The sequence below is a fragment of the Streptomyces sp. NPDC054932 genome (assembly GCF_053610205.1).
This window is the reverse complement of record NZ_JBSGXU010000225.1, coordinates 1-12,364: the sequence shown is the minus strand read 5'-3', so window position 1 is coordinate 12,364 and position 12,364 is coordinate 1. Positions and strand designations below refer to the sequence as shown.

The window sequence follows — 12,364 nt, the reverse complement described above, 5'->3', positions numbered from 1 at the left end:
AGCCCTGACCGGCCGAGCGGATCGATGAACGGATGAACGGACGGGCCGGGCGGGGATTCACCCCGCCCGGCCCGTCCGCGTCACCGCCGCCGTGCGTACGCGGTCACTTCACGGCCTTGAGCGCGTCGATCACGCCGTATCCGTAGTAGCCCGTCTGGCCCCACTTGCTCTGGCAGGTGGTGGCGTCGATCAGGGCGCCCGCGGCGTCGTATATCTGGGTCGGGCAGGCCGCCTTCGTGGACTGGGCCTTGAGCATCGCCTGGAGCTGCGAAGGCGTGGCCGAGGGGTGGGCGCTCTTGAGCAGCGCGACGACACCGGCGACGTGCGGGGCGGCCATCGAGGTGCCCTGCTTGTAGCCGTAGCCCCCGCCCGGGACGGTCGACAGCACGCGCCCGTTGGCGTCCGGGGTGTCCGGGACCTGCCACTTGTCGCCGCCGGGGGCGGCGACGTCCACGACCCCGAGGCCGTAGCTGGAGTAGTACGAGCGCAGGCCCTTGTCGCCGGTCGCCGAGACCGTGACCACGCCCGGCAGCTGCGTCGGCAGGTCGAGGCAGACCTTCGGGTCGATGGTGCGCGGCACCGGGGTGGTGTCGTTCGGGCTGGTCTCGTCGACGAGGGAGTCGGCGGCCAGGTCCTGGTTGGAGTTGCCGGCCGAGGCCACGTGCAGCGTGCCCTTGCGCTCGGCGTACTTGGTGGCCCGGCCGATGGCCTCCACCAGCGCCTTCTGGTCGTCGTCGGACTTGCAGTTGAAGAGCCAGGGGTCGACGTAGTAGCTGTTGTTGGTCACCTCGATCCCCTTCTCGGCGGCGAACATGAAGCCGCAGACGACCGCCTCGGTGTAGAAGAGGCTGGTCCCGGGCTCGCTCACCTTGATCGCGGCTATCTTCACGCCCGGCGCGACACCGCTGACGCCGACGCCGTTGCGCGCGGCCCCGATGGTGCCGGCCACGTGGGTGCCGTGGTCGCTGCCGTCGGCGTACGGGCGCCACGCGCCCTCGGTGGTGTCGGCGACGCCGCCCACGCAGTTGGCCGACTGGCCCTTGGAGAAGTTCGGGGCGAGATCGGGGTGGGTGTCGTCGACACCCGTGTCGATGATGCCCACCGTGACGTTCTGGCTGCCATCGTTGATCTGGTGAGCCTTGTCGGCCTTGATCGTCCGCAGGTCCCACTGGTTGGGCTCCAGCGGCTCCTGACCCTCCTGGGCCTGCGCCGCCGCCTTGGCGGCGTCCGCCGCGCTCAGCTGCTGGGTCGCACCCTCCTCGGTGGTCTGCACCGCCGACATCGGGGCCGTCCGGGTGGCGCCGACCGACACGAACAGACCGCGCTGGGCGCGCAGCTGCTTGGCGAAGTCCGGGTTCTGGGAGTGTGCGACGACCACGCCGATCTGCTCATAGGCCGTCACCACCGTTCCGCCGGCCCGCTCGACGGCCTTCTTCGCCGCCTTCACCGTGGCGTACGCGTTCAGGTTGGCCACGTACGACAGCTTGGGGCCTGAGGTGTCCGGCTTGGAGGCCGTCGCCGTGTCGGCCGTGTTGCCCAGCGGGGCGGCCGAGGCCGAGACCGCGGGCAGGAAGGCGAGCGAAGCGGTGAGCGCCAGGCCGACCGGTACGGCGAGAGCACGGCTGCGCTTCTTGGGCGCACGCGACCCCAGCTGATCCATGGGTTCTCCAGATCATCTTCGAAAAAAGCCGCCCGCACGCGGTCGCGTCGGGCGGGTCCATGACAAGTGAACCTAGCGTCGCCGTTCCCCTCTGCGCCATCAGTTCGAGAAATCAGTTTCCAAAGAATCACTGGGTGTTGAACCGTCCCGACACGCCGTCCGTGCCGTTGACAGGGGGGATCAGCGCCACCGTCCCCCCACACGGAGGTTGTTTTGTCCGTCGTCCCCACCGCACCCGCGTCACAAGGAGATGCCCCCGTGACCACCGAAGCAGCGCCGCCGCCGGGCAGCGCGGGAACGCCACTGGCGGCGGGCCCCACCGCCGACGACTACGCCAGCGTCCAGCAGAGCCCGGAGTTCGCCGAACTGCGCAGCTCCTACCGCTCCTTCGCCTTCCCGCTCACCGTGGCCTTCATCGCCTGGTACCTGCTCTACGTCCTGCTGTCCAACTACGCGGGCGGCTTCATGGGGACCAAGCTCTTCGGCAACATCAACGTCGCCCTCGTGCTCGGCCTCGCGCAGTTCGCGACGACCTTCCTGATCGCATGGCTCTACGCGCGCCATGCCGCCGCGAAGCTCGACCCCAAGGCGGAGGCCATCAAGGCGCGGATGGAGGCCGCCGAATGAGCGGCACGCTCCGGCTGACGACGGTCGCAGCGGGCGCCTCCGAGCACCGCCCGCTGATCATCACCCTGTTCGGGCTGTTCGTCGTGGCCACCCTGATCATCACCGTCTGGGCCGGCCGCCAGACCAAGGACGCCGCCGACTTCTACGCGGGCGGCCGCCAGTTCACCGGCTTCCAGAACGGCCTCGCCATCTCCGGCGACTACATGTCCGCCGCGTCCTTCCTCGGCATCGCCGGCGCCATCGCCCTCTTCGGCTACGACGGCTTCCTCTACTCCATCGGCTTCCTCGTCGCCTGGCTGGTCGCCCTGCTGCTGGTCGCCGAGCCGCTGCGCAACTCCGGCCGCTACACGATGGGCGACGTCCTCGCCTACCGGATGCGCCAGCGGCCCGTCCGTACCGCCGCCGGCACGTCCACCATCGTGGTCTCGATCTTCTACCTGCTCGCCCAGATGGCCGGCGCCGGCGTGCTCGTCTCGCTGCTCCTGGGCATCACCACCGACGGCGGCAAGGTGGCCGTCGTCGCGCTGGTCGGCGTACTGATGATCGTCTACGTGACCATCGGCGGGATGAAGGGCACCACCTGGGTCCAGATGATCAAGGCGGTGCTGCTGATCGCGGGCGCCCTGCTGATCACCTTCCTGGTCCTGGTCAAGTTCAACTTCAACATCTCCGACCTGCTGGGCAAGGCCGCCGAGAACAGCGGGCAGGGGGTGAAGTTCCTCGAACCGGGGCTCAAGTACGGCAAGGACCCGACGTCCAAGCTGGACTTCATCTCCCTCGGCATCGCCCTCGTCCTCGGCACCGCCGGGCTTCCGCACATCCTGATCCGCTTCTACACCGTTCCCACGGCCAAGGCCGCACGCAAGTCCGTGAACTGGGCCATCGGCATCATCGGCGCCTTCTACCTGATGACCATCGCCCTCGGCTTCGGGGCCGCGGCCCTGCTCAACCGGGACGAGATCATCAAGTCCAACAAGGCGGGCAACACGGCAGCGCCGCTGCTCGCCCAGGCGGTCGGCGGCGGCCCCGACTCCACCGGCGGCGCCGTCCTGCTCGCCGTGATCTCAGCGGTCGCCTTCGCCACCATCCTGGCCGTGGTCGCGGGGCTCACCCTCGCCTCCTCCTCGTCCTTCGCGCACGACCTGTACGTGAACGTGATCCGCAAGGGCAACGCCACCGAGAAGGAGGAGGTGCGCGCGGCCCGCTGGTCCACCGTCGTCATCGGGGCCGCCGCCATCGGCCTGGGCGCACTGGCCCGCGACCTGAACGTGGCCGGCCTGGTCGCGCTCGCCTTCGCGGTCGCCGCCTCCGCGAACCTGCCGACGATCCTCTACAGCCTCTTCTGGAAGCGCTTCACCACCCAGGGCGCGCTCTGGTCCATCTACGGCGGACTGATCTCTGCCGTCGGCCTGGTGCTGTTCTCCCCGGTGGTGTCCGGCAAGCCCACCTCGATGTTCAAGGACGCGGACTTCTTCTGGTTCCCGCTGGAGAACCCGGGGATCATCTCGATCCCCCTCGGCTTCCTGCTGGGCTGGCTGGGAACCGTCCTCTCCAAGGAGAAGGCCGATCCCCAGAAGTTCGCCGAGCTGGAGGTCCGCTCCCTCACCGGAACAGGGGCGCACTGACATCGCCCGAACACCCAGCGTGGCCGTGTCGTAGGGATCTACGACACGGCCACGTTACGTCTCGTTCATTCGGGCAGCTCTCCCCGACACATGCGTCACGTAGTCTCGAAATAGAACGCGTGAAGTAGATCCAATGTCGCGCGTACCGCTACTTCCGGACAGGGGAGGGGGCTCACAGTGCTTCTCGACACCTACGGCCGCGTGGCCACTGACCTGCGCGTCTCGCTCACCGACCGGTGCAACCTGCGCTGCACCTACTGCATGCCCGAAGAAGGACTGCAGTGGCTCGGCAAGTCGGACCTGCTCAGCGACGAAGAGATCGTCCGGCTGATCCGCATCGCCGTCACGCGGCTCGGGATCACCGAGGTCCGCTTCACCGGCGGCGAGCCGCTGCTGCGCCCCGGCCTGGTCGGGATCGTCGAGCAGTGCGCGGCCCTCGAACCCCGCCCCAAGATGTCGCTGACCACCAACGGCATCGGTCTCAAGCGCACCGCGACGGCCCTGAAGGCCGCCGGCCTGGACCGGGTGAACGTCTCCCTGGACACCCTGCGGCCCGAGGTCTTCAAAACCCTCACCCGCCGCGACCGGCACAAGGACGTCATCGAGGGCATGGCCGCGGCCCGCGAGGCCGGCCTCACCCCCGTCAAGGTCAATGCCGTGCTCATGCCCGGCCTCAACGACGACGAGGCCCCCGACCTGCTGGCCTGGGCCGTGGAGAACGAGTACGAGCTCCGCTTCATCGAGCAGATGCCGCTCGACGCCCAGCACGGCTGGAAGCGCGACGGCATGATCACCGCCGGGGACATCCTGCAGTCCCTGCGCACCCGCTTCACGCTCACCGAGGAGGGTGCCGACGAGCGCGGCTCCGCCCCGGCCGAGCGCTGGGTGGTCGACGACGGCCCGGCCACCGTCGGCGTCATCGCCTCCGTCACCCGTCCGTTCTGCGGGGCCTGCGACCGTACCCGGCTCACGGCCGACGGCCAGGTCCGTACGTGCCTGTTCGCCACCGAGGAGTCGGACCTGCGCTCCGCCCTGCGCTCGGGCGCCCCGGACGAGGAGATCGCCCGGCTGTGGAAGGTGGCGATGTGGGGCAAGAAGGCCGGGTCCGGTCTCGACGACCCGTCCTTCCTGCAGCCCGACCGCCCGATGTCCGCGATCGGCGGCTGACCCGCGCCGGTCCAGGACCGGGGTCAGCGCAGGCGCTCCGAGCCCTCCGGCTGCACCCACTCGTCCAGCTTCACGACGTCCTTGAGGAAACCGCGGACCCCCAGGAACTGGGAGAGGTGTTCGCGGTGCTCCTCGCACGCCAGCCAGGTCTTGCGCCGCTCCGGCGTGTGCAGCGTCGGGTTGTTCCACGCCAGGACCCATACGGCCGCGTCGCGGCAGCCCTTGGCGGAGCAGGTGGGAGTCTCGTCGGGGCCGGGTGCGCTGGAGGAAGTCACGGCCCCACATTAGAACGGAATGGCGACGCCGGGCAGCCACGGGGGGAGCTGCCCGGCGTCGGTCCGTCGCTCCGACGGGGGATGCGGAGCGCGTGAGCAGTATGTCACGCAGGACCCGGTGGAGTGCACCGGAACTTCATGATTGATCTGAGCTTTTCTTGAGGTTTCCCGCGTCGAGTGCCGGCCGCACCGGAGCCGGGAGGAAGTGCGACGGCAGCGAGGGTGTCGACTCGCGCCCCGCGTTGGCGATGACCACCGCCACGTAGGGGAGCAGGGCTCCGGCGACGAGCGTCACGATCGCCACCGGGCGCTGCACGTTCCACAACAGCACGGTCGCGATGACCGACAGGGTCCTGATGCCCATCGAGATCACGTATCGCCGCTGGCGGCCCCGGACGTCCTCGTCGAGACCCATCCGCGCGCCGGTGATCCGGAAGACCTCGGCCCCGCTCCGCTTCTGCCGCTTCGTCCGTTCCACGCTCCACCGCCCGATCGCCCACCGGGCGCTCCCGGCCCGGACCCTCCCACGGTACGCCGCCCCCGCGGCGGCGGGAGAGGGGGGACCCCCTGACGGGTCTGTCTGAAATGCGGTATACGCCGGACGGGTCGAGACTGGGCCCACGTGCGCACAACGCGCCAGGAGGAGGCTCGACATGGGTTGGTTGTGGGCGATCATCGTCGGTTTCGTGCTGGGGCTGATAGCCCGGGCAATCCTGCCGGGCAAGCAGCACCAGCCCCTCTGGCTGACGACGCTCTTCGGCATCGCCGGTGCCGTCCTCGGCAACGCCGTGGCCACCTGGATCGGCGTCGGTGAGACCAGGGGCATCGACTGGACCCGGCACCTGCTGCAACTCGCCGGAGCGGTCCTCGTGGTCGCACTCGGCGAGATGATGTACGGAGCGATCAAGGGCAAGCGGCAGGTGACGTGAGCACCGCGGGTCATGACGAAGGGGCCGGCCGGACAAGCGTCCGAACCGGCCCCTCCGCCGTGTTCCGCGGCGTCCTGCGACGCCTCAGGCGCCGGTGACCTCCACCGCGGCCAGGTTCTTCTTGCCCCGGCGCAGCACCAGCCAGCGCCCGTGCAGCAGGTCCTCCTTGGCGGGGACCGCGTCCTCGGCGGCGACCTTCGCGTTGTTCACGTAGGCGCCGCCCTCCTTCACGGTCCGGCGGCCCGCCGACTTGCTCGCGACCAGGCCGGTCTCCGCGAGCAGGTCCACCACGAGGCCGAGCTCCGCCACCTCGGCGCGCGGGAGCTCGGACAGGGCCGCGGCCAGCGTGGCCTCGTCCAGCTCGGCCAGATCACCCTGCCCGAACAGCGCCTTCGACGCGGCGATCACGGCGGCGCACTGGTCGGCGCCGTGCACGAGCGTCGTGAGCTCCTCCGCCAGCGCCCGCTGCGCGGCCCGCGCCTGCGGCCGCTCGGCGGTCTGCGCCTCCAGCTCCTCGAGCTCCTCGCGGGACTTGAAGGACAGGATCCGCATGTAGGTGGAGATGTCCCGGTCGTCCACGTTCAGCCAGAACTGGTAGAACGCGTACGGCGTGGTCATCTCCGGGTCGAGCCACACGGCCCCGCTCTCGGACTTGCCGAACTTGGTGCCGTCCGCCTTGACCATCAGCGGGGTCGCCAGCGCGTGCACGACCGCACCCGGCTCGACCCGGTGGATCAGGTCGAGTCCGGCCGTCAGGTTGCCCCACTGGTCGGAGCCGCCCTGCTGGAGCACGCAGCCGTAGCGCCGGTACAGCTCCAGGAAGTCCATGCCCTGCAACAGCTGGTAGCTGAACTCCGTGTAGCTGATGCCCTGGTCGGAGTCGAGCCGCTTGGCGACCGAGTCCTTCGTCAGCATCTTGTTGACGCGGAAGTGCTTGCCGATGTCCCGCAGGAACTCGATGGCGGACATGCCCGCCGTCCAGTCCAGGTTGTTCACCATGAGGGCCGCGTTCTCGCCCTCGAAGGACAGGAACGGTTCGATCTGGGTGCGCAGCCGCGTCACCCAGTTCGCGACGGTCTCCGGGTCGTTCAGGGTCCGCTCGGCCGTCGGTCGCGGGTCGCCGATCTGCCCGGTGGCCCCGCCGACCAGCGCCAGCGGCCGGTTGCCGGCCTGCTGGAGCCGGCGCACGGTGAGCACCTGGACCAGGTGCCCCACGTGCAGCGAGGCCGCCGTCGGGTCGAAGCCGCAATAGAAGGTGACCGGACCGTCCGCGAAGGCCTTGCGCAGCGCTTCTTCGTCGGTGGACTGGGCGAAGAGCCCGCGCCACTTCAGTTCGTCGACGATGTCAGTCACGGTCGTGACTCTCCTTGAGAGATGGAGTGAGTAGGGACGTGGATGAGGGGTCTACCCGCACATTCTAGGTGGTCAGACGCCCTTGCTCACCGAACTCATGTTGAAGTCCGGGATACGCAGCGCCGGCATGGCCGCGCGCGTGAACCAGTCGCTCCACTCGCGCGGCAGGGTCTTCTCGGTCCGGCCGGCCTCCGAGGCCCGCGACAGCAGGTCCACGGGGGACTCGTTGAACCGGAAGTTGTTGACCTCGCCGACCACCTGCCCGTTCTCCACCAGGTAGACGCCGTCCCGGGTCAGGCCCGTGAGCAGGAGCGTCGCCGGGTCCACCTCGCGGATGTACCAGAGGCAGGTCAGCAGCAGGCCCCGCTCGGTGGCCGCGACCATCTCGTCGAGGGACTTCTCGCCGCCCGCGTCCAGGATCAGGTTCCCGAAGCCGGGGGAGAGCTGCATTCCGGTCAGGCCCGCGGTGTGCCGGGTCGTGGACAGCCGGTTCAGGTGGCCGTCCCCGATCCACTCGGTGACGGGGACCGGCAGGCCGTTGTCGAACACCGAGGCGTCGTCGCCGGAGCTGTGCGCGATCACGAACGGCGCGGACTCCAGGCCCGGCGCGTTCGGGTCGCTGCGCAGGGAGAGCGGCAGGTCGGACAGCTTCTCGCCGAGCCGGGTGCCGCCGCCGGGCTTGGAGAAGACCGTACGGCCCTCCACCGCGTCCCGGGCCGCCGCCGACCACATCTGGTAGATCAGCAGGTCCGCCACGGCGGTCGGCGGCAGCAGGGTCTCGTACCGGCCCGCGGGCAGGTCGATCTTCCGCTCCGCCCAGCCGAGGCGCACGGCGAGCTCCGCGTCCAGCACGGTCGGGTCCACGTCCTTGAAGTCCCGGGTCGAGCGGCCCGCCCAGGCGGAGCGCTGCCGGTCCGGGGACTTCGCGTTGAGCTCCAGGGTGCCGTTCGGCTGGTCGTGCCGCAGCCGCAGACCCGTCGAGGTGCCGACGTACGTGGAGACCAGCTCGTGGTTGGCGAAGCCGTACAGCTCCCGGCCGCCCTCGCGGGCCCGGGCGAAGGCCTCGCCGAGGGCCGGGGCGAAGTCCGCGAACACCGCGGAGGTGGTCTCGGCCGGGGCGTCGGTGAAGTCCGGCGAGGCCGGGGTCCCGGTGACCAGCGGCTGGGCGTCCTCGGCCGGGCCGGCCCCGCGGGCGGCCGCCTCGGCGGCCCGGACCAGCGGCTCCAGGTCCTCCGCGGTCACGGCGGAGCGCGAGACGACCCCCGAGGCCGTGCCCTCCTTGCCGTCGACCGTGGCGATGACCGTCAGGGTCCGGCCGCGGGTCACGCCGTTCGTCGTCAGGGCGTTGCCCGCCCAGCGCAGATTGGCGCTCGACTCCTCGTCGGCGATGACGACGCAGCCGTCGGCGGTGGACAGCTCCAGGGCCCGCTCGACGATCTCGTGGGGCTTGGTGATGCGAATCGACGAGCTCATCGCCCGGCCTCCTGCGTGGTGTTCAGGATGTTCACGTCGCGGAACAGCGCGGACGGGCAGCCGTGCGAGACCGCCGCGACCTGACCCGGCTGGGCCTTGCCGCAGTTGAAGGCGCCGCCCAGGACGTAGGTCTGCGGGCCGCCGACCTTCTCCATCGAGCCCCAGAAATCGGTGGTCGTGGCCTGGTACGCGACGTCGCGCAGCTGGCCGGCCAGCTTGCCGTTCTCGATCCGGAAGAACCGCTGCCCGGTGAACTGGAAGTTGTAGCGCTGCATGTCGATCGACCAGGAACGGTCGCCGACCACGTAGATCCCGCGCTCCACCCCGCCGATCAGGTCCTCGGTCGACAGCCCGCCCGGATCCGGCTGGAGGGACACGTTCGCCATCCGCTGGACGGGCGTGTGCCCGGGGGAGTCGGCGAAGGCGCAGCCGTTGGAGCGCCCGAGGCCGGTCAGCTTCGCGATCCGCCGGTCCAGCTGGTAGCCGACCAGGGTGCCGTCCTTGACCAGGTCCCAGCTCTGCGCCTGGACGCCCTCGTCGTCGAAACCGACGGTGGCCAGCCCGTGCTCGGCGGTGCGGTCACCCGTCACGTTCATGATCGGGGAGCCGTACTTGAGCTTGCCCAGCTGGTCGAAGGTGGCGAAGGAGGTCCCCGCGTACGCCGCCTCGTAGCCCAGCGCCCGGTCCAGCTCGGTGGCGTGGCCGATGGACTCGTGGATGGTGAGCCACAGGTTGGACGGGTCCACCACCAGGTCGTGGCGCCCGGCCTCGACGCTCGGCGCCCGCATCTTCTCGGCGAGCAGCCCGGGGATCTGCTCCAGCTCGGAGTTCCAGTCCCAGCCGGTGCCGGTCAGGTACTCCCAGCCGCGGCCCGCGGGCGGGGCGATGGTGCGCATGGAGTCGAACTCGCCGGTGGTGCCGTTCACGGCGACCGCGGTGAGCTGCGGGTGGATCCGGACCCGCTGCTGCGTGGTGGAGGTGCCCGCGGTGTCGGCGTAGAACTTGTTCTCGTGCACGGCGAGCAGCGAGGCGTCCACGTGGGCGACCCCGTCGGCGGCCAGCAGGCGCGTGCTCCAGTCGGCGAGCAGCGCCGCCTTCTCCGCGTCCGGCACCTCGAAGGGGTTCACGTCGTAGGCGGAGATCCACGTCCGGTCCGCGTGCACCGGCTCGTCGGCCAGCTCCACCCGCTCGTCCGAACCGGCGGCCTTGATCACCTGGGCGGACAGCTTCGCCATGGCCACGGCCTGCGAGGCCACCTTGGCGGCGGCGTCCATGGTCAGGTCCACACCGGAGGCGAATCCCCAACTGCCTCCGTGCACCACCCGGACCGCGTACCCGAGGTCGGTGGTGTCCGACCCGCCGGAGGGCTTGGCGTCCCGCAGGCGCCAGGAGGCGCTGCGGATCCGCTCCAGCCGGAAGTCGGCATGCTCGGCGCCCAGCGCGCGGGCCCGGGCGAGCGCCGCGTCGGCGAGCGCCCGCAAGGGCAGCGCGGTGAAGGCCGCGTCGATGGAATGGGGCACGGAAGTCCTCCCGTGGTCGGAGCCGGTCGCCCCGATCATGTCGCGATCGGAGCCCTTGTGCCTACATCTTTCTGTAGGGACTCGACAGAGCCCGTCGCAAGGCCCTGTCGGGGGTCGATTCTCCGTACGAGCGCTGCGACCTATAGGTTTTTGGTATTCAGACCGCTAGCGAAAGGGTGATCCGTTGAGCCGCTCGGTTCTCGTCACCGGAGGAAACCGGGGCATCGGCCTCGCCATCGCCCGAGCCTTCGCGGAGGCCGGCGACAAGGTCGCGATCACGTACCGGTCGGGTGAGCCGCCGGAGGCGCTCACCTCGCTCGGTGTCCTGGCGGTGCGGTGCGACATCACCGACTCCGAGCAGGTGGAGCAGGCCTACAAGGAGATCGAGGACACGCACGGCGCGGTCGAGGTGCTGGTGGCCAACGCCGGCATCACCAAGGACACGCTGCTGATGCGCATGTCCGAGGAGGACTTCACCTCGGTCCTCGACACGAACCTCACCGGCACGTTCCGGGTGGTCAAGCGGGCGAACCGTGGCATGCTCCGTGCCAAGAAGGGCCGCGTCGTCCTGATCTCCTCGGTCGTCGGGCTCATGGGCTCGGCGGGCCAGGCCAACTACGCCGCCTCCAAGGCCGCGCTGGTCGGCTTCGCCCGTTCCCTCGCCCGCGAGCTGGGTTCGCGCAACATCACCTTCAACGTCGTCGCCCCCGGCTTCGTGGACACCGACATGACGAAGGTGCTCACCGACGAGCAGCGCGCCGGCATCGTGGGCCAGGTGCCGCTCGGCCGTTACGCGCAGCCCGAGGAGATCGCGGCAGCCGTGAGCTTCCTGGCGTCCGACGACGCCGCGTACATCACAGGAGCCGTCATTCCCGTTGACGGCGGATTGGGCATGGGTCACTGATCACCATGAGCGGAATTCTCGACGGCAAGCGCATCCTCATCACGGGTGTGCTGATGGAGTCGTCCATCGCCTTCCACACCGCCAGGCTGGCCCAGGAGCAGGGCGCCGAGGTCATCCTCACCGCGTGGCCGCGCCCCTCGCTGACCGAGCGCATCGCCAAGAAGCTGCCCAAGCCGGTCAAGGTGATCGAGCTCGACGTCACCAACGACGAGCACCTGGCCCGCCTGGAGGGCCTCGTCCGCGACGAGCTCGGCGGCCTCGACGGCGTCGTCCACTCGATCGGCTTCGCGCCGCAGGACGCCCTCGGCGGCAACTTCCTGAACACGCCGTTCGAGTCGGTGGCCACGGCCATGCACGTCTCGGCGTTCTCGCTGAAGTCGCTGACCATGGCCTGCAAGCCGCTGTTCCCGGCGGAGGGCGCGGCCGTCGTCGGCCTCACCTTCGACGCGCAGTTCGCCTGGCCGCAGTACGACTGGATGGGCCCGGCCAAGGCGGCCCTGGAGGCCACCAGCCGCTACCTCGCCCGTGACCTGGGCAAGGAGAACATCCGCTGCAACCTGGTCTCGGCCGGTCCCATCGGCTCGATGGCCGCGAAGTCCATCCCGGGCTTCTCGGAGCTGGCCGACGTCTGGAACTCCCGCTCGATGCTGGAGTGGGACATGAGCGACCCGGAGCCGACGGGCAAGGGCGTCGTCGCCCTGCTGTCGGACTGGTTCCCGAAGACCACCGGCGAGATCGTCCACGTGGACGGCGGCCTGCACGCGATGGGTGCCTGATCTCCGATCGGGTCTCCCGCGTCCGTACGGCGGCGGCCGCGCTTCCCTTCCGGGA

At 70.0% G+C, this 12,364-nt stretch carries 12 protein-coding genes; 6 read left to right on the top strand and 6 right to left on the bottom strand.

Going from position 1 to position 12,364, the window contains the following annotated elements; all coding sequences use genetic code 11:
• Nucleotides 1-103 precede the first annotated feature (103 nt).
• On the bottom strand, nt 104-1,660 hold the full coding sequence (locus tag ACWGE1_RS36095) for a S8 family serine peptidase (RefSeq protein WP_453424693.1): 1,557 nt from the start codon (nt 1,658-1,660) through the stop codon (nt 104-106).
• 258 nt (nt 1,661-1,918) lie between these two features.
• Here ACWGE1_RS36095 and ACWGE1_RS36090 point away from each other — a divergent pair, with 258 nt between their 5' ends.
• The 3 genes from ACWGE1_RS36090 to moaA all read left to right on the top strand — a co-directional run bounded on the left by ACWGE1_RS36090 (nt 1,919) and on the right by moaA (nt 5,079).
• The gene (locus ACWGE1_RS36090) at nt 1,919-2,287 is read left to right on the top strand and encodes a DUF485 domain-containing protein (RefSeq protein WP_453424692.1); all 369 of its coding nucleotides are present in this window, start codon (nt 1,919-1,921) and stop codon (nt 2,285-2,287) included.
• Nucleotides 2,284-3,912: a solute symporter family protein gene (locus tag ACWGE1_RS36085; protein WP_453424691.1), complete on the top strand. Its 1,629-nt coding sequence runs from the start codon at nt 2,284-2,286 to the stop codon at nt 3,910-3,912. Before ACWGE1_RS36090 ends, ACWGE1_RS36085 begins: the two co-directional genes overlap by 4 nt.
• A gap of 177 nt (nt 3,913-4,089) precedes the next feature.
• A complete protein-coding gene (gene moaA / locus ACWGE1_RS36080) occupies nt 4,090-5,079 on the top strand; it encodes a GTP 3',8-cyclase MoaA (protein ID WP_453424690.1) in 990 nt (329 codons plus the stop codon).
• 23 nt (nt 5,080-5,102) lie between these two features.
• Here the strand turns inward: moaA and ACWGE1_RS36075 are convergent, their stop codons facing one another.
• Both ACWGE1_RS36075 and ACWGE1_RS36070 read right to left on the bottom strand, forming a co-directional pair.
• Nucleotides 5,103-5,354: a hypothetical protein gene (locus tag ACWGE1_RS36075; protein ID WP_453424689.1), complete on the bottom strand. Its 252-nt coding sequence runs from the start codon at nt 5,352-5,354 to the stop codon at nt 5,103-5,105.
• A gap of 136 nt (nt 5,355-5,490) precedes the next feature.
• A complete protein-coding gene (locus ACWGE1_RS36070) occupies nt 5,491-5,769 on the bottom strand; it encodes a DUF3099 domain-containing protein (protein ID WP_453424694.1) in 279 nt (92 codons plus the stop codon).
• A gap of 238 nt (nt 5,770-6,007) precedes the next feature.
• On the opposite strand from ACWGE1_RS36070, the gene ACWGE1_RS36065 reads away from it, so the two are divergent.
• Nucleotides 6,008-6,283, top strand: coding sequence for a GlsB/YeaQ/YmgE family stress response membrane protein (locus ACWGE1_RS36065; protein WP_453424688.1), 276 nt, complete (start codon nt 6,008-6,010; stop codon nt 6,281-6,283).
• A gap of 84 nt (nt 6,284-6,367) precedes the next feature.
• Here ACWGE1_RS36065 and tyrS read toward each other — a convergent pair whose 3' ends face one another.
• The 3 genes from tyrS to ACWGE1_RS36050 form a co-directional block, all read right to left on the bottom strand.
• Complete coding sequence (gene tyrS, locus ACWGE1_RS36060; protein ID WP_453424687.1) at nt 6,368-7,636, bottom strand: tyrosine--tRNA ligase; 1,269 nt, start codon at nt 7,634-7,636, stop codon at nt 6,368-6,370.
• A 72-nt stretch (nt 7,637-7,708) separates the two neighbouring features.
• Nucleotides 7,709-9,109 (bottom strand): metallopeptidase TldD-related protein, encoded by a 1,401-nt coding sequence (locus tag ACWGE1_RS36055; RefSeq protein WP_453424686.1) that lies wholly within the window; start codon nt 9,107-9,109, stop codon nt 7,709-7,711.
• On the bottom strand, nt 9,106-10,668 hold the full coding sequence (locus tag ACWGE1_RS36050) for a TldD/PmbA family protein (RefSeq protein WP_453424685.1): 1,563 nt from the start codon (nt 10,666-10,668) through the stop codon (nt 9,106-9,108). Before ACWGE1_RS36050 ends, ACWGE1_RS36055 begins: the two co-directional genes overlap by 4 nt.
• Before the next feature lie 145 nt (nt 10,669-10,813).
• Between ACWGE1_RS36050 and fabG the strand changes: the two genes are divergently transcribed.
• Both fabG and fabI read left to right on the top strand, forming a co-directional pair.
• Nucleotides 10,814-11,533: a 3-oxoacyl-[acyl-carrier-protein] reductase gene (fabG, locus tag ACWGE1_RS36045; RefSeq protein ID WP_453424684.1), complete on the top strand. Its 720-nt coding sequence runs from the start codon at nt 10,814-10,816 to the stop codon at nt 11,531-11,533.
• Nucleotides 11,534-11,538: 5 nt separating this feature from the next.
• Nucleotides 11,539-12,309, top strand: coding sequence for an enoyl-ACP reductase FabI (gene fabI, locus ACWGE1_RS36040; protein ID WP_030386475.1), 771 nt, complete (start codon nt 11,539-11,541; stop codon nt 12,307-12,309).
• Nucleotides 12,310-12,364: the final 55 nt, after the last annotated feature.

What these genes read in the sequence shown, in the direction of transcription:
- ACWGE1_RS36095 (WP_453424693.1), bottom strand. Translation starts at nt 1,660, where the DNA reads ATGGATCAGCTGGGGTCGCGTGCGCCCAAGAAGCGCAGCCGTGCTCTC.
- ACWGE1_RS36085 (WP_453424691.1), top strand. Translation starts at nt 2,284, where the DNA reads ATGAGCGGCACGCTCCGGCTGACGACGGTCGCAGCGGGCGCCTCCGAG.
- ACWGE1_RS36070 (WP_453424694.1), bottom strand. Translation starts at nt 5,769, where the DNA reads ATGGGTCTCGACGAGGACGTCCGGGGCCGCCAGCGGCGATACGTGATC.
- ACWGE1_RS36065 (WP_453424688.1), top strand. Translation starts at nt 6,008, where the DNA reads ATGGGTTGGTTGTGGGCGATCATCGTCGGTTTCGTGCTGGGGCTGATA.
- ACWGE1_RS36055 (WP_453424686.1), bottom strand. Translation starts at nt 9,109, where the DNA reads ATGAGCTCGTCGATTCGCATCACCAAGCCCCACGAGATCGTCGAGCGG.
- ACWGE1_RS36050 (WP_453424685.1), bottom strand. Translation starts at nt 10,668, where the DNA reads ATGATCGGGGCGACCGGCTCCGACCACGGGAGGACTTCCGTGCCCCAT.
- fabI (WP_030386475.1), top strand. Translation starts at nt 11,539, where the DNA reads ATGAGCGGAATTCTCGACGGCAAGCGCATCCTCATCACGGGTGTGCTG.